The organism is Idiomarina sp. UBA4520 (assembly GCF_002388365.1).
Taxonomy (GTDB): domain Bacteria; phylum Pseudomonadota; class Gammaproteobacteria; order Enterobacterales; family Alteromonadaceae; genus Idiomarina; species Idiomarina zobellii.
This window is the reverse complement of the sequence record NZ_DGMK01000010.1, coordinates 65,232-83,070: the sequence shown is the minus strand read 5'-3', so window position 1 is coordinate 83,070 and position 17,839 is coordinate 65,232. Positions and strand designations below refer to the sequence as shown.

Genomic DNA, 17,839 nt, shown 5'->3' with positions numbered 1-17,839 from the left:
ACGATGCCGACCATGAGTAGTAGCGCAGTCAGCACTGCAGAACAACTGTCGCCAAATCCGCTTCAGTCCAAGCTTGAATCTGTCTTTGGCTATCACGAATTTCGTGAAGGTCAGGAGGCGATTATGCAGGCGGCACTGGAAGGACGAGACTCGCTGGTGCTCATGCCAACGGGCGGTGGTAAGTCATTATGCTACCAGCTGCCGGCTATTTGCAGCGATGGCGTGGCTGTGGTTATTTCTCCGCTATTGTCGCTGATGCAGGATCAGGTCGAGGCATTAAACGCGCTGGATATAAAAGCAGCGACTTTGCATTCAGGCGTGTCATCAGAACAGTCGATGAATACATTGCAGGCGTTGCAACGAGGCGACATTAAGCTGCTTTACGTTAGCCCCGAACGCATATTACAGCCGAGCTTTATTGAACGCTTACAAACCCTGAACCTGTCGTTTATTGCTGTTGACGAAGCGCATTGCATTAGCCAGTGGGGACATGACTTCCGGCCTGAGTACGGGCAGCTGGGTGTGTTACGCAGCTATTTGCCCAACACTCCTTTTATGGCGTTAACCGCCACAGCGGACTCAGCCACCCAGCACGACATTATTGAACGACTGCATTTGAATGCGCCATTGGTTCATCGCAGCTCGTTTGATCGCCCCAATATTCGCTATGTTGTTCAGGAAAAGTATAAGCCGCTAAAACAGGTTAAAGACTACGTCAAAAAGCAAAAAGGCGCGGCCGGTATTATTTATTGCGGTAGCCGAAAGAAGACTGAGGAATTGGCGGAAAGTTTGCAGCAGTCCGGTGTTCGGGCAGCACCCTACCATGCCGGCTTAGAACACAAACTCAAAGAAACGACGCTACGGCAGTTCCTGCGTGACGATATTGATGTTGTTGTGGCGACGGTTGCGTTTGGTATGGGTATTAACAAGCCAAATATCCGTTTTGTCGTGCATTTCGACATTCCGCGCAGCGTCGAGTCTTACTACCAGGAAACCGGACGTGCCGGGCGGGACGGCCTCCCTGCTGAAGCGATGATGCTTTACGATCCGCGAGATGCTCAGTGGATCCGGCGCATGATAGACGAGCACGATAATGAACAGCGTCGAGCGGTGGAAGCGCAGAAATTCTCAGCCATGCAGGCCATGGCGGAAGCTCAGACCTGCCGCCGCCTTGTTGTATTAAATTATTTTAACGAATATTCCGACAAAGAATGCGGTAACTGCGACTTGTGTCTGGATCCGCCCACTCGATACGACGCACTTGAAGACGCTCAGAAAGCGCTCAGCTGTGTGTACCGGGTCGGACAACAGTTTGGTATTAATCATGTCGTTGAGGTACTGCGCGGCTCAAAGGCTCAACGGATTATCGAGTTAGGCCATGACCAATTAACAACCTACGGACTGGGGCGGTCAAAACCCCAAGAGCATTGGTTTTCGGTATTGCGGCAACTTATTCACCGCGGGCTTATTATTCAGGATATCCGCCGGTTTGCCGCCCTGCAGCTGACTGAGGCGGCACGACCTGTTTTAAAAGGTGAAGTGCCGTTAGAATTAGCCAAGCCAAGGCTAGAGCTGACCGCAACAAAAACCAGAATTACCGACCGTGGTGACTACAATAAAATACTGTTCAGGCGATTGCGGAAACTGCGCAAAGACATTGCCGACAAAGAGCAAGTGGCGCCGTTTGTGGTATTCAGTGATGCCGCTTTGGTGGAAATGTGTGTCCATTACCCGACCACGGCCGATGATATGCTCGATATAAACGGTGTTGGTGACGTGAAACTGGCTCGGTATGGTCAGGAATTTATGAGTGCAATTGAAGCGTTTTTGTCAGGAGCAAGTGAGCGGCAGCTATTTAATGGATGAAGCAAACGACCAGTCAGTCATTACTTTAAACGGTAAACCGGCAGAGCAAGAGCTCGATAACTGGGTGGCTGCATTATGCGACACATTGGATGCTCGTATTCGCGAAAAAGAAATTGCGGCTGATCAGTTTTGTTGGCGCCTGACTATTAATAATCAGCACTGGCTATTATTCTATTCGGAAATCTGCGATGCGGTATGGCTACAAGCGCTAGAAGAGATGAGCGAAGAGGTTATAAAGAACTTACGACATGCAGACTATATTTAAACACGCACTATGGCTGTTACTGTTGCTTCCGCTGCTAGCTGGTGCAGAAGTTCGCACGCCCGTTTCCGTGTCCGCTCAAACCTCGAAAGTTACCCTTAATCAGCACTTCAAATACCGCGTCGTCGATGCGTCAGTGCCGGTAGACAGGCTTGCCGTTAATGAACCGTCGCGCTGGCTTAGTCCAGCGGAAGTCAGTGAACATAACTACGCAGGTACCAAGCCCAATATCTGGAGCAGTGTCCCGCTTTATAACCGAAGTAACCGCTCACAAACCTTCTATGTCAAATTTAGCGACCCGTTTTTACAGTCGGTGAGTGTGTTTGTGCTCGACTCAAGTGGCACTCCCTTGAGTCAGTTATCCAATAAATTTTCGACGCCTCTTATGCAGCGTCCGCATTTGTCGCATGAGCAGGTATTACCGGTGACCTTGCCAGCAAACCAAACCGTTTGGCTGGTTACCGCAGTGCAACAGTGGCCCGAGCAAATGCCGACTATTAGCCTGTGGCAGTCAACCGAGTTGGAGCTTCGCCAACAACAGCAACAAACTGCATTAGGTGTTAACGCCGGTATTCTTATTCTGCTGGCCTTGGCTGCTTTTGTCTCAGCACAGCTATTTAAAAGCCGGTTATTACTGACGTTTGGTTGTGTCAGTACCGCATTTACCCTGTCGCTACTATTGCACAGCGGTGTGTGGATAACCTATTTCTCACCTTATACCCCAGATATCGCAGCGGCATTGAAAACTTACGTTAGTCAGTTGTTGGTTCTGACGCTTTGCTGGTTTATTTGGGAATGGGGACGTTTTCGTTTCCGGTTGTCCCGTTTTAACCGTATTGGTTACGTGGTTTTGGCGGCTGCTCTGGGTTTCACTATTGGTTTGCCGTGGTTGGATGACCGTTGGCAGAGTGCGTTGATTATTGCCCAGGTTAACGGTTTGCTCATATGGGCGGCAGTTGTAGTGCTTAGAAGCATCCAGAAACAGCCAATTTCCGGCTTTCGCTGGCAAACATTCCTATTGGCTGTGACCGTCATTGTCGCTTGGCTTCTTATTTCGCCACGCTATAACCCTATATGGGAAGGGGTATCTGGCTTACTACTCTACAGTGCCATGACAATAACCACGATGATGTTTCTGCTGGCGCTGGAAAGGCATCGGCTTAACCGTTTAATGCGCCGCATTGCCGGGCTTAAGAAGAACCGAAAAACTCTCAGAAGAAGACTTTGGGAGTTGTTGCAGCGCACTAGCGAGGGTTGGTTTAGGCTGAATGACGATGGTTCGTTTAAACAGGTAAACCAGCAAATGTTAACGATTTTGGCGGCGCACTCGCTCGACCAGGTTAAAGCCTACTGGCCCAAAGGGTTTGTTATTGAGGGTAAGAGGCAGCTTACTTCTGTCGACCGGTTAGACGGTCGGAAAATTTGGCTCGATGTCGAATATTTTGGTGATAACACCGGCCGTATTTCTGATGTTACCAAGCGCATGGAAGCTGAAATTCACCTCGACTTTCTGGCACACCATGATGCGGTTACAGGCCTTCTAAATGTTCGCGAACTTAGGCGTTTATTGCAGTCTCGGCTCGACGCCCAAAAAGCGGCCTGCGTGACTATTATTAAGCTATCTGGTTTGGAAGTTATTGCCGATCAGGCCGGTGTTGATGCCAAAGACCAAGCCATTTTGCAGCTTGCCATAAACCTGAAGAAAAAGGCGCCTAAGTACTCGCGCATTGCAAGGGTTAGCGAGCATGAGATTGCGCTGCTGAATACCGACGATGAACAGTCCGTCTTTGCGCAAGCGCATCGCTTAGTTCAGTACTGTAAAGAGTTTCGCTTCAACAGCGACAAACGAATTTACCAACTTACCGCTCATGCCGGCATCGCTTATTCGGACTCGTCTGAAGTGTCCGCCAGCACCTTACTAAGGCAAGCACGAGAGGCGTTAAAGCTTGCCATGCAGCAAGGTGACTATCGAGTGCATTCATACAGTGAGGCTGACCAGAAACGCTTATTGGGCGAAGCCGAGTTAGAGTGGGAGCAGAAGCTTAAGCAAGCATTAAGAGAGGAAAACTGGACGCTCTATGCCCAGCCCATAGTCAGTGCGGCGCGTAACGCAGACAAACACTGTATCGAGTTACTGCTCCGCTTGCCCGACTCGAATACAGATGAGCCTATAGCACCCCAGCAATTTTTGCGTGCTGCGTTGCGGGCAGGCGTCATGGGCAAGGCTGATCGCTGGCTAGTGCGGGAGGCCGTCGAGCATTTCAATGAAAACCCATTTGAGGCAACCCGAACCTGGCGTTGTCACATTAATTTGTCGACTCAGAGTCTTGAAGATGACGGCTTTATTCAATTCATTGAAGCGGCGCTTAAGAACTCGGTTATCCAGCCTAATCAGTTGGTGTTTGAAGTCTCTGAGCCCGATGCCTTCAAACATTTCGACCAAACGTATCAGTTGTTTAAAGGCTTAAAAGAGCTAGGTATTGGTACGGCAATAGACCAGTTTGGCAGCAGCTATAACTCGTTTCAGTTGTTAAGGCAGTTGCCGTTAACGCAAATAAAAGTGAATCGGTTCTGGGTTCAGAACATGCTTATCGACACTATAGATGCTGAGCTTGTCGCAAGTTGTGTTCGTTTAGCCAAAGCGGCCAACGTGGAGGTTTGTGCGGTTGGAGTGGAAAGTGACGAGATTCGAATTAAACTCACTCAGCTGGGCGTAGACTATATCCAGGGCTTTGTCTGTGGGCACCCAGTCGAGTGGCAACGTTAAAAAAGGGCGGTTATTCACCGCCCCTCATCCAGTGCATAAATTTACGCAGCACTTTCTTTGCTTTTAGAACGATCTTCCAGCAGATCTTTGGTCGAGCTGCCGATGCTAATGCGTTTTGGCTTCATGGCTTCGGGAATGTTCTTCACTAAGCCAATAGTCAATAGACCGTTTTTCAAAGCAGCGCCAGTGACTTCAATGTGTTCAGCTAAGCTGAACTTACGTTCGAAGGCACGGTTTGCTATGCCGCGGTGCAGAAATTCACGTTTTTCGTTTTCTTCGGCTTTTTTACCGGTCACACGAAGAACGCCGTTTTCTACTTCAATTTCTAAGTCACTATCCTCGAAACCAGCAACCGCCAGGGTAATGGCGTATTGGTTCTCAGCTACCAATTCAATGTTGTAGGGAGGATACCCAGTTGCACCAGTATCTGAGCGTAGTGCCGAATCCAGCAAAGATGCCATACGGTCGAAACCTACACTGCTACGATATAGAGGGCTTAAGTCGATAGTTGCCATAGTCATTCTCCTTAGAAGCAATAACTGTTAAATGGTTAATAAATTGACACAGCGTGTGTCGTTACAAGGCGGCTCTCTTTGAGACACCAGCCTTACCCTTTATATGTGTACTGGCAAAATTGCTTTCAAGAGGCTTTTTGATATTTTTTCATTGGACTCTGCGCAAAGGCACTCTATTATCGACTGATAGGAAGTTATTTTCTGGCGAACATAACAGGGAAACAACTATGGCTGAAGCGCCTAAAAAAGCCTGGCAATGGGTAACAGTTAACGAGTTTGAACGCCCTGCGGTTCCGACCGTTATTACTGTTAAAAAATGGTGGCAAAATTTTACCCATTGGTTATCTCCAAAATCAGAAAATGACGAACAAGACGAGCATGAAAACGCGTTCGAATTAAAGCTGGATGAGGCAATAAAGGAATTAGACAGCGTATTTTCAGACTGGCTAAATGACAAGGATGATAACAGTTTGCGCTGGGTTATTGCGCCGCCTCATTCCGGCGTTGCTGAAGCCGTTCAGCACTGGGCGCAGCAGAACAACATGTCGACAATGAAACTGCCGGACAGAAACACGCTTTGCCAACCGAGTGACCCGCCTTCCCCTAAATTCACCAAAACCAAAGTGTGGCTTATGCCGCAATTGGCTCATACCTTTTTGCGACAAACCAATGGCTTGCGCTGGACTCGCGAGTTTTTCGCAAAAGCTTTGTCGGGAGAAGCGGGTAAAGGCCTCATTGTTTGTGACAGCTGGGCATGGGCATTTTTAGAAAAAGTTTGGGCAGTGCCGGTTTCTGAACTGTGGACTTTGCAAGGGCTCGACGACCAGGCATTGGAACGAATAGGGCTGGCACGCGGCGAGGGGCGTTTACGGGCATTGGCAGCGCTCAGCCGAGGTAATCCGGGTATCGCCGCCGCATACTCTGATCGCTACCACCGCAATAGCGATAAAGCTTTTGAGCTGCCGCAGTTGCCACAAGTGGTGGAAGATGCCACTGCGTTCGTATGCTACGCCTTATTGGTTCATCATGGCCTAACCAGTAGTCAGCTTGCTCAAGTATTGCCTATCGTTTCTGCGAGCCAACTGCAGATACAGCTGCAAATTTTGCAACAGCAGTCACTTATCTCAAAGCAGGACACTGCCTCTAAGGACAGCCTTTGGTACATAACTGCGCGAGGGTATCCGGTTGTTAGAGACTTTTTGGCCTCTCGTGGCTTTTGGCTTGATAAATTCTAGGGTGCTTAAAAATGGAAACTGAATCAGTCAAAAATGTTGCTGGCATATTTAAGTCGCTAGACACATTTGCCATTTTAGAAATTGTCATCATTATCGCCGTAGCCGTGGGCTTAGTATGGCTAACTCAGAAGTTGATACCCTGGGTCGCATCGCACCTGCACGGCAAGCAAAGGCTTTACACACTGGCGCTGGTACCTATGTTACGAATTGTGATTCTGGTATTAGCCCTGGTCATGATAGTCCCTCTGGTTATAGAGCCCACATTACAAAACATGGTTGCGGTGTTAGGTGCCGCAGGCTTAGCCATTGGTTTTGCATTAAAGGATTACGTCAGTAGCCTCATTGCCGGTATCGTGGCTATTCACGAAATGCCCTACAGACCCGGAGACTGGATAGAGGTTGATGGCAGTTATGGCGAGGTTGTGCATATAGGCATGCGTACGGTTGAGCTGGTGACTAACGATGACACGGTTATTTGGGTGCCGCATCTTAAACTGTGGGATAACCTAATTCACAATGCCAATAATGGCGGTCCCAGTTTAATGTGTATTGCTGAGTTTTATACCCAGCCAGAGGCAGATGCTTATCAAATTCGCGACGCGCTGGAAGAAGTTGCATTAACCAGCCCTTACCTGCAACTTGGTAAACCTATAGCGGTAACGGCAGCTGAACAGCCATGGGGTACCAAGTACCGCTTAAAAGCCTACCCAATTGACCCCAGGCAGCAGTTTCAGTTTGTTACCGATATGACGGCCCGCGGAAAACGCCGATTGTTGGAACTGGGCGTTAAATTCGCAAAAGTGGAATCCGATGAAGCATTTGAGCTTAACTCTCCATAAGTATAAGGCTACTGACCTAGGTAGCGCTGCAGTTCACCGCGCCATTGCGCCGACTGAATTGTTTTTAAGAGGGCTCTGTTAAGAGGCTCTCGCAACTCACTTCCTTGTGGTAAAACGAAGCCATAATCTTGCCGTAAAACCCGTTCGGGTAATAATCGAATGTTGTTTAGAGCGTTAGTGCGCATTGAGTAACGCAAAATAGGTTCGTCATAGACAACTGCATCCAGTTGACCGGCATTAAGCTTTTCCAGAGCGGCGTTTAAATCGGTAAAACTTTCATAGCCGATGTTTTGTTGCTTTAGCCAAGCAGCCGTTGCCGAGTTTCCAAGAGTAGCGACTCTTGCATTGGGAAGATCGTTGGCGCTGGTTACTTTAGACTGAAATTGAGAAACGGTTAGCGATGAAGCAATAGAAGCGGTAAAGCTAGAAATAATAATGACGCAGGTGAACATCCAGATAAGGCTGACCGCTCTGCCGCCCAGACTCCGTGGCGATTTGTCGCCGTAACCAACCGTTGTCATAGTTACTGCTGCCCACCAGAAGCCGGAGCCTAGTCCATGTGTAGGCTTCTCTGAAAACTCTTCGGAGTTCTCTTTACGTTCAAAGAACCAGACCAAAGCACCTGCTATAAAAAGTACGCCGCCCAATACTAAAATGACCTTTAAAAACTCAAAAGAGACGAATCGTTTAGTAACCGCCCACCAAGTTGAGGTGTTATTGCTTGGCACGGCAACGGCAAGGCCCGCATTGTGAAAGGGTTGGCTGAAATCGATAACCGATTCACGCTGCGAGGTTATCGTTAAAGCGCCAATACCAATGTCGTATTCTCCTTTTTCTACCCCCGTCAGTAGCCGATTAAGTGGCAAGGGGTACAGCTCATAAGGTTGCTCCAGATCGACTGCAACATCTTCCCATAATGTCATAGCCAGCCCCTCGTAGCCGCCGGCTTTTTCTAAAACAAAAGGCGCATTAACTCTTACAGCTACTTTTAACGGCTCTTTTGATTGCGCGTTTGCATTAAGCGTAAAAGTTGACGATAACGTTATTAACAGAAGAGTTAAGCCAAAACGAAACGACATTGCGTATACCTATTGTAAATTGATGAGTATCAAAGGAATACTATCAGGTAATGAACGAATTGTTGACTAACTCTTGTCTATGCAAGAGAATGAGAATTATTGCTATTTTAGGAGGTTTTATGAAACTATTTTCTGCAGCCATAGCGGCTCTATTTCTTGCTGTCTCACTACCAAGCGTTGCTGAGAAGGAATACCAACACTTTAAACCAGAGCCATCAGACAATTTGCACCAGGCTATTATGAACTTGACCAAATATAATGCCGAACTGCAGGAGATAATTGAAGGCGATATGCCACCCAAAGATATGGCAAAAGTGCATGAGCTGACATATACCCTGGAAGTTGCCTTAGCACGTCTGAGTAAAGAGCTCGACGTTGCAGCAAATTCGCTGGAAGAAGTGCATTTAGGCTCTGAGGCAATGAACAAACAACGTGTTGAAGGCTTTGGTAAAAGCTACCTTGAAACACTGAATCATGTGTTAGGTAAGCATGCTGAGCACCATGAAAACGGGCATGACGAAGAGCACGAGAATCACCATTAAAGTGTTTCTATAAACGCTTTAAAATGTCGTAGCCAGAAACTGTGGGGCTGCGACATTGCATTTCTCCCAATTGGTATTTCACAAATCGCTTCGCCGCTTATTTCCGCTCGTGGCAGCGGCAAAATAACCACACCGGTGTTGCTGACGTAATCGATGATCTTTCTACTCAAGTCTTCTGCGTTTATAGCGAAGTGTAAGTGAAACATGGCGGTTTGCGGCTTTTCCGGATTGACCCGAATTCCATTCAACTCATTAAGCGCATCACCTAACGCCCGAGAGTAATTCACAGTATCCTCCATAAGTGGCAGATTTTCTCGTAAGCCACGGCGTGCAGAGATTATCTGCGGATACTGAGTAATAACATTGCCGCCGGCTCGACGAGCCCAGACTTTAGCTTGTTCAATAAAAGCTTCAGAGCCCGCAAGTACAGCGCCAGAAATAGCACCTAAGTCTTTGTAAAAACTGACGTAAACGGAGTCAAACAGCTCACAGACTTCGGCTAGCGAACAGTCATAAGCTGCCGGCACTTGCCAAAGTCGGGCGCCGTCTAAATGCATGGCAATATCATTAGCTCTAGCCCACTCCGATTGCGAAACTAAGTCGTCCCAATTTGGCAGTTGACCGCCAATTTCGCGCATTGGCAGCTCTAACAGTACACTACCAAGGTCGGCAGTTTGAACGTTTTTCAAGTCTTCTGATGTGATTGGACTGCCTGCTTCACCTGTTGTTGTACCGTTGAGTCCCCACAGTGCTTCAAAGCCCATTTGCTCGTGTAGCATTAAATGCGAGGTCGGGTGTAAAGCAACGCCATTGCGTTGGCGTTGGTCAGCATGAATACGTAACGCCAGTGGCTGAGCTAAGGTCCCGGTTGGTAAGAACAAGGCGGCGGGCTTGCCCAGCAGTTTAGCCACCTCACCTTCAAAATCATTAATAAGCGCGCCACTACCGTAGACATCGCGTTTTTCGTTTTGCTTGATCTCATCGGCTAATAAGTGCAGCTCATCCGCCATACTCCGCTGTGGCTGACGCAGCAGAGAAGAGCTTGCTTGCTCGGCCACTCGAGAATACGCTTGTTTAGTTTTTTCGGTAATAGAAGCTGTCATTATTCGCCTACTTTGAGTGAACTTTGCCGCCAATAATTTTGTAGGCAGGGGTACCGCGAATCATGGTCTCGCGTGCAAACTCCTGCCCACAACCAGGACAATGGCACGGTTTGGTGGTGTGATCTTCAACAATGCGCTCAATAAAGCATTTTACCAAAGCGCCTTTACCACCCTTTCTGTATTTAAATATGGGCGTTTTGCACTGCAGACAAGAAATCTGCACGGTGCGAACCGGCCCTTTCTTGTTGGGTTTCGCCATAAAACAGTCGGTTACAATTTAAGCATTTCCATTAGTGTAACAAGCACGCTATAGTTTTTCTTCCTGTATCAAAAGAAGAATAAAGGACACTGCTATGCGTTATTCCATTGTCGCCCTGGCTGTTTTGGGCTTATTAACGGCCTGCGGACAACCGCAAGAAAACAATTCCGGCCAAAATTCTCAAACGGCTGCTGAGCAATCTAAACAGACGGAGCAAAGCTCGCAGTCTGAAACTGAACGCCTGAATCAGTGGTTTGAAGAAAAATACGAAGAGCAGCTTCAGCAAAGCCCGATTCAAATGACCTTCCTGGGTCGTAAAGACCGCTACGGGGACATAGATGACATGACCGTGGCTGCCGAGAAAAAGCAGCTGCAGTGGCTTGAGAATAGCGTTGAAGAGTTAAAAGCGAATTTCGACTACGATAAGCTGGGGCAGGAAGCGCAAACGTCGTATGACGTTTGGGTTTACCAATACGAGCAAGCCAAGCGTAATGCGGAATTCCGTGGCATGGATTACGTGTTTGACCAAATGCGTGGTGCGCACACTTTCCTACCGCAGTTTTTAATCAACTTCCATCGAGTGGATGACTCGGAAGATATGGAAGCCTACATTTCTCGTATTAAGGGTGGTGCAACGGCCATTGAGCAGCTATTGCAGCGTGCGAAAGCGCAAGTTGAGAATGGCGTTCGCGCTCCGCGCTTTGCCTATGAGCAAGTGATTAAAGAAGCGAAGGGGCTTATTTCAGGCGCGCCGTTCGATGAAGAAGGTGACTCGAGTTTACTGAATGATGCTAAGAATAAACTGAGCGCTCTTCAGGAAAGTGACAAGATCTCTGCCGAACAAGCCGATAAATACGAGAAAGAAGTACGCAAAGCGCTATTAGAACGCTTTCGCCCAAATTACGAAGCGCTTATTAGCTTTCTTGAAAGTGATATTGAAAATACCGACGAAGTTGCCACCGGCGTGCATCGCCTGGAAAACGGTAAAGCCTACTACAACGCCTTACTGAAAAATTATACGACGACCGACCTGACCGCAGACGAGATCCACCAAATTGGTTTAAATGAAGTGGAACGACTGACTCAGGAAATGATAGCGATTAAAGATAAAGTGGGCTTTGAAGGTGATTTGCAGGAGTTTTTCACCTTTATTCGCACTGACGAGCAATTTTTCTACCCGAACAATGACGAAGGTGCGGAAATGTACCTGGAAGACTCGCGCGAATATCTGGCGTACATTAATGAAAAGTTGCCAGAGTATTTCGGAATTTTGCCAAAAGCAGACTTGGTCGTGAAACGCGTTGAGCCTTTCCGTGAGCAAGACGGTGCGGCTCAGCATTACTACCCAGGTTCGCCTGACGGTGAGCGTCCGGGCATTTACTACGCGCATTTGTCGGACATGAGCTCGATGCCGAAAAATGAGATGGAAGCGATTGCCTATCATGAGGGTAATCCGGGTCACCATATGCAAATCTCCATTGCGCAGGAGCTGGAATCCGTACCGGAGTTCCGTACCCAGGCTGGCTTTACGGTCTATAGTGAGGGCTGGGGCTTGTACGCAGAGCAGTTAGCGAAAGAGATGGGCGCTTATGAAAATCCTTACTCAGACTTTGGTCGCTTAACCACGGAAATTTGGCGCGCGGTGCGTTTAGTTGTGGATACCGGCATGCACGCAAAAGGCTGGACGGAAGAGGAAGCGGTGAAGTACTTCCAGGAGCATACCCCAATCGCAGAAGGAGCGGTGCGCTCAGAAGTCCGTCGCTATCTGGTGATGCCGGGTCAGGCAACCGCCTACAAGATTGGCATGATCCGCATACTGGAACTGCGTGAAGAAGCCAAAGACGCGTTAGGCGATAAGTTCGATATTCGTGGTTTCCACGACACCATTCTGGGAGGTGGTGCATTACCACTGCACATTCTGGAGCGTCGCGTTGACCAGTGGGTTGAGAAGCAGAAGCAAGCCTAGTTTTACAGTAAGCCAATATCAATGGCTTTAAGCACAGCTCGGGTGCGGTCACGCACCCCGAGCTTTGCCATCAGGGACGAGACTTGATTCTTGACCGTCCCGGTTGATTTAAACAAGCTTTTTGCAATTTCGTGATTACTTAATCCCGCTGCAATCAGTCTCAACACGGCAATTTCTTTATCTGTCAGGGGTTCCACAAGCGTTTTATTGTCAGTGCTCTCTGTGCTCTTGTTGTTTTTTAACCCGGTTAGAATGCGCTCCGTAATGGCCGGTTGCAGCCATGTTTTTCCCTGAGACAGCGCTGCAATTGCGTCAACCAGCATCTCCAGAGAGACATCTTTTAACAGGTACCCTTCTGCACCCGCTTGAATCGCTCTCATAATGGACTCGTGGTCATCAAACGTCGTGAGCATTAGCACTGGAGTCTGGCAACCGCCACTTCTTAATGTTTCTACCGCCTCTATACCATCCATGTCGGGCATGCGAATATCCATCAAAATAACGTCAATGGAGTGTTGGACATTTTTCTCAAGAGCCTTTTTGCCCGAGCTCGCTTGCGCAACAACAGTCACATTGTCCGATAGCGATAAGAGTGAGCTAAGACCCTCCCGAACTAATGTTTGGTCGTCAACTAACAGAACATTAATGCTCATACATTATCCTCAAGCGTGAGTTGAAGATTAAAGCCTTTGCCTTTTGCTTCTACGATGAGTTCTGCACCTAGGTCATGAGCACGCTCTTGCATACCCGTCAGTCCATTTCCTTCCTTAAAGTGCTGAGCAGACCCGTTATCTTCAATAAAAAGATAAAGCGTATTACCTTGGCGAGACAACGAAATACTTTGTCGGTTGCCATTGGAGTGTTTCAGGAAGTTTGTCACGGCTTCTTGCGATATCCTCAAAACCGCCTCGGCAATATCAATGGCTTGAATACCGAGGTTTTTCTGACACCTAACCTCAACTTGTTTATCTGCTGAGCGATAAGCCAGCGACTGCAGTGCTTTCTCTATATCCAGTACGGCCGAGTCGCGTAAGTCGGAAACGGCTTCACGAACATCGGAGAGTAATAATTTGGTAATACTCTGGCTCTTTTCTAGCGTCGGTTTTAGATCGTCGCCGGCTTTTCGGGAAGCCACCTGTAAGTTAATGGACAACGCCGTTAAGTGGTGGCCTATTAAATCGTGAATATTGCGAGCTATTCTTGTCCGTTCGTTCTGTTTACTGGCTTCTTCCAGCAGCATTTGTGTTGCGCGAAGCTCCCGGTTTGTTGCCAGCTCGCGCTCTAATGCTTCTGTCTCTCTCAGGCGGGTGCCCATGGTCACTATGGCGAATAAATTAAATGCCCAGAACAGAATGGCGGATATCCAAGCATAACTGTCGCCCCAGCCAAACTGGTAAATCAACCATAATGGCACCGATAGCGGAATAGAGATAAGAACAGAGTTTCGAATACTGGTGTAATAAGGCAGCTGCGCCACGCAAATGGTCATCAATATGGCGACAACACTATAGGGTATTAAGTAATACAAACTGAAAATAGCCACTAATTGAACAAAGACAAGGCTGAGACGTAGCCAGGGCTCGTTTTTGTAGGGCTGTTCTCGGGTCGCAATTGTGAAGCACACCATGAAAACCACAAAGAATACGGCGGCAATGATCCAGTGCGAGCTAAAAAACGGTGTTTGCTCTCTTTGACCCAGTAAGTAAAGACAAAACGAGGACAGCAGCGCCCAGGACAGCACCGCAACCCACTGCTCTTGATCGATGTATTTGGATGTAACTGATTTTATATTCATGCGTTCAGTATGCCCGCAGCTCGGCATTTCGCAATAGGCCAAAAGTCACGTTTGAGAAAGTGACTTCTTGCACTCACTGACACCCGGGAATAGGCCTAACCTGTAAAAAAACAGGAGGGGTTATTATGTTGACACTACACAGCGTTTTACTTTATTTGCACATTGTCTTTGGGGCCATCGCCATGGCGCTATTTTGGATACCGGTGATGACCAAAAAAGGTGCCCTGAATCATCGGCGGTTTGGTAAGGCGTATGTCTGGACCATGAATACGGTAGCGATTTCAGCCATTGTCATGTCAGTCATGGTACTAGTGGCGCCGGGTTATTTTAAAGCGGATATCATTGCCAATATCCAAAGACCTGAGGCCGTTACCGAGGGGATTCGGTTCTTCTGGACATTGCTGTTGTTCCTTTCCGTGTTTACTTTTGCGTCGGTTCGGAACGCAACCGTTGTTTTGCGGTCGAAACGAAGTCGCGATAACTTGCGTACATTCCGCTATTTATCGATGATTGGGTGTTTAGCGGTGATGTCTCTGGTGCTGCTATGGCAGAGTATGAATACGCCTGCTATTCAGTTTGTCAGCCCTTGGCTACACATTATTTTTGGGCTTTTAGGGTTAGTCAACGTGTATCAAATGTTGCGTTTTGCATTGTCGCCCTCAGTTAAGAAGAACGCCTGGTTGATAGAACATTTAAGTTCAATGTGCGGGTCAGGTATAGCCGTTTATACGGCGTTTTTTGCCTTTGGCGCGCGGCATGTGCTGGCTCATTTAGGGCATTGGCAATTATTATTCTGGGTAGTGCCGGGTGTTGTAGGTACGGTGCTTATATTTTTATGGTCACAAAAATACGAACAAGGAGAATTCTCGTGAGGTGGCTTTTATTTTTACTTACAACATTAATTTTTGCGCCCGGCGTTTATGCCGAGGTGGAAACGAAACAGGTCATTCAACAGCAGTTGGCTGATGGCTCACTCGATAGCGCTGAAGACAGCGTTGAAGAATGGGTGAAAAAAGAACCGGAAAATGCGGAAGCCTGGCATACCCGTGGGGTGGTGATGGCGCAACAGGCACAAAATGCCTTTTTCAGTGCGATGAGCTACGCCGGCAAGTCAGTGGACTCCTTTGAGAAAGCCGTTGAGTTGGCGCCTGACAGTATAAAGTACCGTCGATCCCTGATGCAGTTTTATTTAATGGCACCCTCTATTGCCGGCGGTGATGACGAAAAAGCGCTGGCGCAAATTGAGAAAATGATGGTGTTAGACCCGGCACAAGGGGCGCTCGCTAAAGTTGGGTATTTTCGTAAGCATGAAAGAATGACGGAAGCTGAGTCTTTGCTGGAAGAAACCATAGCAGCACACCCCGATAATGCCGATGTTTTGCTTTATGCCGGTCTACAGAAACAGCGCGCGGAAGAATTTGACGCTGCTTTCACGTTATTTGAAAGAGCTAAAGCCGGTGTGTCTGATGACGGTTCGGCAGTCAGTATGGCGTTGTATCAGATTGGAAAAACCGCCGTTTTAGCAGAGAATCATATTGATGCAGGCATTGCCGCGCTCAATAATTATTTGGAGAAAGCGTCGTTAGAGAACCTACCTGAGCCGCACTGGGCGCAGTTCAGAAAAGCACAGTTGCTCGCGTTAAAAGGTGATACAGAGACGTCAGAGAAACTGCTGGCAGAACTTAAAGGTGTTGACGATAAAGAGCTGCAAGAACAGTTGGCGCAATAAAGTTAGTCATCTAAATACCCTCTGTTTCGGCCGTCAGACTTGGCGCGATACAGCGCCGAGTCTGCTTTGGCTATCATTTTCTCGGCAAGCGCATCGGTGTCTTCGTCGGTTTCGGGGCTATGAATATAGCCGCCGACACTAATCGTTAGGTAAGGAGCTATACCTGAGGCGTCATGAGCTATCTGTAGGGCTCTAACGGACTCAAGCAAATGGTTAACGCTGTCTTCTGTCTTCTTCCTGTCCGTCGCTGAAATTACAGCAACAAACTCTTCCCCACCGTAACGAGCCACAAAGTCGGTATTACGCTGAAATAAATCAAAGAGGGCATTGGCGACCCCTTTAAGAGCCTGATCTCCCTGTAAGTGTCCGTAATGGTCGTTATAGTGTTTAAAATGGTCAATATCAATAATCAGTAGAGACAGTGCTGACTGCTCTCGCATTGAGCGCTGAATTTCATTGTGGATACGCTCGTCAAAAGCACGGCGGTTGGCAATGCCGGTTAAGCCATCCTGAGAGACTTGGGCATGAAGAAGACGGTTGGCTTTTTCCAGTTCACGCTGAGTATGAATAAGCTCTGCGTAGGTTCGTTGTCGCTCTAGCGTATTGGCAATAATATTGGCGACCAATTTTAAACAGCGAACTTCTTCCGGTGTCCACCGATGCTTTTTCTGGACCCTGTCACAGCCGACAAAACCCAGTAATTGGTGCTTCGCTACGATGCCCACACAGATAACGGACTTAATGTGTTCGCGCCGGAATTCTTGCTTTTCGGCATCAGCTTCGAGAGGAAGTAATTCGACATCGTTAACAATGAACAGTTGGTGCGTTTTTATTTCATTGAAAAACCAGGGAAGATCATCGATACCGACAGACTGCAAGTCGTCAATGTGCGACTCAAACCCATTCCGCACCCATTCGTGCGTGTTGGTCATATTGACAATAGCATCATCAAACTCGAATACATAACATCTATCAGCACAGGCATAGCTGCCAAATGCCTCAATGACTTCTTCAATGCATTCGTAGGTCTCTGCTGGTTCGCTGTTAATCAAACGAGACGAAAGCTCAGATATTAATTGATTAAAAGTAACTTGAGTATTTATGGCGTCCATGAATCCTTCCGACCGTTGACACTGTCAGTTAAGCACAGACACAACACAAGGTAAATGTTATTTTTGTGTTATTTAAAGAGTTATTCAGTCTGTGTAAAACGTCCAAATATCAAATACGACCGGTAATACGGAAAAGACCAACAGGAGTGCCATTGAAACATTAAAAATGCGCTGCGCCGTATGATTGATCAGTAGTTGACGCAAGCCAGCACCAGCAACAAGCCAAACACCAACACAAGGAAAGGCCACCGCCAAAAACGCAGCGGTTATTTCCATGACTTCAGACCAGAGTGTACCCGCTACGGTGGTAAATGCGGCGACTGCGCCGGTCGCCATGACCCAGGCTTTGCCATTAACCCACTGAAAGAGAACCGCCTGCCAAAATGTCAGTGGTTTACGGTCACCCTTCTCTATGGCCTTTGGCGTTTGTGAGCCAATCACCCAGGCGAGCCACAGCAAATAGAGCGTGCCGGCAATTTTTATCATTTGGTGCAGCAACGGGAATTGTTCCAACACCGAGCCAAAGCCCATACCGACCACCAACACCATCGCCGGAAAACCCAAACAAATACCGAGGAAATGCGGCAAACTGGACTTTACGCCGTAGTTCACACCAGAAGACATGATCATTATATTGTTGGGGCCTGGCGTAATCGTGGTTGAAAACGCAAAGAAAAATACCGCGATAAAAATTTCCATAGCATTCCTTGTGCGACATAAATTGACGCATAACGTCTTATACTGGTGTCTTTAAAAATATACGATACCAT

The 17,839-nt window shown here is 47.8% G+C and carries 17 protein-coding genes; 9 read left to right on the top strand and 8 right to left on the bottom strand.

The genetic code is table 11. From position 1 onward, the window contains the following. The first annotated feature begins 3 nt into the window (after positions 1-3). Genes recQ through B3850_RS03585 form a run of 3 tightly spaced genes read left to right on the top strand, consistent with a single transcriptional unit; the run spans position 4 to position 4,895 of the window. The gene (gene recQ / locus B3850_RS03595) at positions 4-1,866 is read left to right on the top strand and encodes a DNA helicase RecQ (protein ID WP_414654201.1); all 1,863 of its coding nucleotides are present in this window, start codon (positions 4-6) and stop codon (positions 1,864-1,866) included. Next, positions 1,811-2,131 carry a DUF3630 family protein gene (locus tag B3850_RS03590; RefSeq protein ID WP_286911396.1) on the top strand — a complete coding sequence of 107 codons (321 nt, stop codon included), beginning with the start codon at positions 1,811-1,813 and terminating at the stop codon, positions 2,129-2,131. The genes recQ and B3850_RS03590 overlap by 56 nt, the downstream gene beginning before the upstream one ends. After that, positions 2,115-4,895, top strand: a complete 2,781-nt coding sequence (locus B3850_RS03585; protein ID WP_286871605.1) for an EAL domain-containing protein — start codon at positions 2,115-2,117, stop codon at positions 4,893-4,895. Before B3850_RS03590 ends, B3850_RS03585 begins: the two co-directional genes overlap by 17 nt. A gap of 41 nt (positions 4,896-4,936) precedes the next feature. On the opposite strand, the gene B3850_RS03580 is transcribed toward B3850_RS03585, so the two are convergent. Next, entirely contained in the window at positions 4,937-5,410 is a 474-nt protein-coding gene (locus tag B3850_RS03580; RefSeq protein WP_126752805.1) for an Hsp20 family protein, read from the bottom strand. 227 nt (positions 5,411-5,637) lie between these two features. Here B3850_RS03580 and B3850_RS03575 point away from each other — a divergent pair, with 227 nt between their 5' ends. Together B3850_RS03575 and B3850_RS03570 are read left to right on the top strand one after the other, a co-directional pair. Continuing rightward, complete coding sequence (locus tag B3850_RS03575; RefSeq protein WP_286871609.1) at positions 5,638-6,645, top strand: hypothetical protein; 1,008 nt, start codon at positions 5,638-5,640, stop codon at positions 6,643-6,645. Between the two features lie 11 nt (positions 6,646-6,656). After that, on the top strand, positions 6,657-7,484 hold the full coding sequence (locus tag B3850_RS03570) for a mechanosensitive ion channel family protein (protein WP_286871612.1): 828 nt from the start codon (positions 6,657-6,659) through the stop codon (positions 7,482-7,484). Positions 7,485-7,492: 8 nt separating this feature from the next. Here the strand turns inward: B3850_RS03570 and B3850_RS03565 are convergent, their stop codons facing one another. Next, entirely contained in the window at positions 7,493-8,563 is a 1,071-nt protein-coding gene (locus B3850_RS03565) for a transporter substrate-binding domain-containing protein (protein WP_286871615.1), read from the bottom strand. 119 nt (positions 8,564-8,682) lie between these two features. Here B3850_RS03565 and B3850_RS03560 point away from each other — a divergent pair, with 119 nt between their 5' ends. After that, positions 8,683-9,105, top strand: coding sequence for a DUF6746 family protein (locus tag B3850_RS03560; protein ID WP_286871617.1), 423 nt, complete (start codon positions 8,683-8,685; stop codon positions 9,103-9,105). Here B3850_RS03560 and B3850_RS03555 read toward each other — a convergent pair. After that, positions 9,102-10,208 carry a threonine aldolase family protein gene (locus tag B3850_RS03555; RefSeq protein ID WP_286871619.1) on the bottom strand — a complete coding sequence of 369 codons (1,107 nt, stop codon included), beginning with the start codon at positions 10,206-10,208 and terminating at the stop codon, positions 9,102-9,104. The two genes, B3850_RS03560 and B3850_RS03555, sit on opposite strands and share 4 nt — an antisense overlap. A gap of 7 nt (positions 10,209-10,215) precedes the next feature. Continuing rightward, positions 10,216-10,467: a hypothetical protein gene (locus B3850_RS03550; protein ID WP_053953456.1), complete on the bottom strand. Its 252-nt coding sequence runs from the start codon at positions 10,465-10,467 to the stop codon at positions 10,216-10,218. Positions 10,468-10,561: 94 nt separating this feature from the next. Between B3850_RS03550 and B3850_RS03545 the strand changes: the two genes are divergently transcribed. Then, complete coding sequence (locus B3850_RS03545; RefSeq protein ID WP_286871622.1) at positions 10,562-12,433, top strand: DUF885 domain-containing protein; 1,872 nt, start codon at positions 10,562-10,564, stop codon at positions 12,431-12,433. 2 nt (positions 12,434-12,435) lie between these two features. Here B3850_RS03545 and B3850_RS03540 read toward each other — a convergent pair whose 3' ends face one another. Further along, entirely contained in the window at positions 12,436-13,086 is a 651-nt protein-coding gene (locus B3850_RS03540) for a response regulator (protein ID WP_286871624.1), read from the bottom strand. Further along, the gene (locus B3850_RS03535; RefSeq protein ID WP_286871627.1) at positions 13,083-14,228 is read right to left on the bottom strand and encodes a sensor histidine kinase; all 1,146 of its coding nucleotides are present in this window, start codon (positions 14,226-14,228) and stop codon (positions 13,083-13,085) included. The genes B3850_RS03540 and B3850_RS03535 overlap by 4 nt, the downstream gene beginning before the upstream one ends. A 125-nt stretch (positions 14,229-14,353) precedes the next feature. Here B3850_RS03535 and B3850_RS03530 point away from each other — a divergent pair, with 125 nt between their 5' ends. Then, entirely contained in the window at positions 14,354-15,100 is a 747-nt protein-coding gene (locus B3850_RS03530; protein WP_286871629.1) for a hypothetical protein, read from the top strand. After that, complete coding sequence (locus B3850_RS03525; protein ID WP_286871631.1) at positions 15,097-15,957, top strand: hypothetical protein; 861 nt, start codon at positions 15,097-15,099, stop codon at positions 15,955-15,957. The genes B3850_RS03530 and B3850_RS03525 overlap by 4 nt, the downstream gene beginning before the upstream one ends. A gap of 2 nt (positions 15,958-15,959) precedes the next feature. On the opposite strand, the gene B3850_RS03520 is transcribed toward B3850_RS03525, so the two are convergent. Both B3850_RS03520 and B3850_RS03515 read right to left on the bottom strand, forming a co-directional pair. After that, the gene (locus B3850_RS03520) at positions 15,960-17,069 is read right to left on the bottom strand and encodes a diguanylate cyclase domain-containing protein (RefSeq protein WP_286871634.1); all 1,110 of its coding nucleotides are present in this window, start codon (positions 17,067-17,069) and stop codon (positions 15,960-15,962) included. Positions 17,070-17,153: 84 nt separating this feature from the next. Then, on the bottom strand, positions 17,154-17,768 hold the full coding sequence (locus B3850_RS03515; RefSeq protein ID WP_286871637.1) for a LysE family translocator: 615 nt from the start codon (positions 17,766-17,768) through the stop codon (positions 17,154-17,156). Between the last annotated feature and the right edge of the window lie 71 nt (positions 17,769-17,839).

Excerpts from the sequence above, each read along its gene's own strand:
- recQ (WP_414654201.1), top strand. The coding sequence starts at position 4 with ATGCCGACCATGAGTAGTAGCGCAGTCAGCACTGCAGAACAACTGTCG.
- B3850_RS03585 (WP_286871605.1), top strand. The coding sequence starts at position 2,115 with ATGCAGACTATATTTAAACACGCACTATGGCTGTTACTGTTGCTTCCG.
- B3850_RS03580 (WP_126752805.1), bottom strand. The coding sequence starts at position 5,410 with ATGGCAACTATCGACTTAAGCCCTCTATATCGTAGCAGTGTAGGTTTC.
- B3850_RS03575 (WP_286871609.1), top strand. The coding sequence starts at position 5,638 with ATGGCTGAAGCGCCTAAAAAAGCCTGGCAATGGGTAACAGTTAACGAG.
- B3850_RS03570 (WP_286871612.1), top strand. The coding sequence starts at position 6,657 with ATGGAAACTGAATCAGTCAAAAATGTTGCTGGCATATTTAAGTCGCTA.
- B3850_RS03565 (WP_286871615.1), bottom strand. The coding sequence starts at position 8,563 with ATGTCGTTTCGTTTTGGCTTAACTCTTCTGTTAATAACGTTATCGTCA.
- B3850_RS03560 (WP_286871617.1), top strand. The coding sequence starts at position 8,683 with ATGAAACTATTTTCTGCAGCCATAGCGGCTCTATTTCTTGCTGTCTCA.
- B3850_RS03555 (WP_286871619.1), bottom strand. The coding sequence starts at position 10,208 with ATGACAGCTTCTATTACCGAAAAAACTAAACAAGCGTATTCTCGAGTG.
- B3850_RS03550 (WP_053953456.1), bottom strand. The coding sequence starts at position 10,467 with ATGGCGAAACCCAACAAGAAAGGGCCGGTTCGCACCGTGCAGATTTCT.
- B3850_RS03545 (WP_286871622.1), top strand. The coding sequence starts at position 10,562 with ATGCGTTATTCCATTGTCGCCCTGGCTGTTTTGGGCTTATTAACGGCC.
- B3850_RS03540 (WP_286871624.1), bottom strand. The coding sequence starts at position 13,086 with ATGAGCATTAATGTTCTGTTAGTTGACGACCAAACATTAGTTCGGGAG.
- B3850_RS03535 (WP_286871627.1), bottom strand. The coding sequence starts at position 14,228 with ATGAATATAAAATCAGTTACATCCAAATACATCGATCAAGAGCAGTGG.
- B3850_RS03530 (WP_286871629.1), top strand. The coding sequence starts at position 14,354 with ATGTTGACACTACACAGCGTTTTACTTTATTTGCACATTGTCTTTGGG.
- B3850_RS03520 (WP_286871634.1), bottom strand. The coding sequence starts at position 17,069 with ATGGACGCCATAAATACTCAAGTTACTTTTAATCAATTAATATCTGAG.
- B3850_RS03515 (WP_286871637.1), bottom strand. The coding sequence starts at position 17,768 with ATGGAAATTTTTATCGCGGTATTTTTCTTTGCGTTTTCAACCACGATT.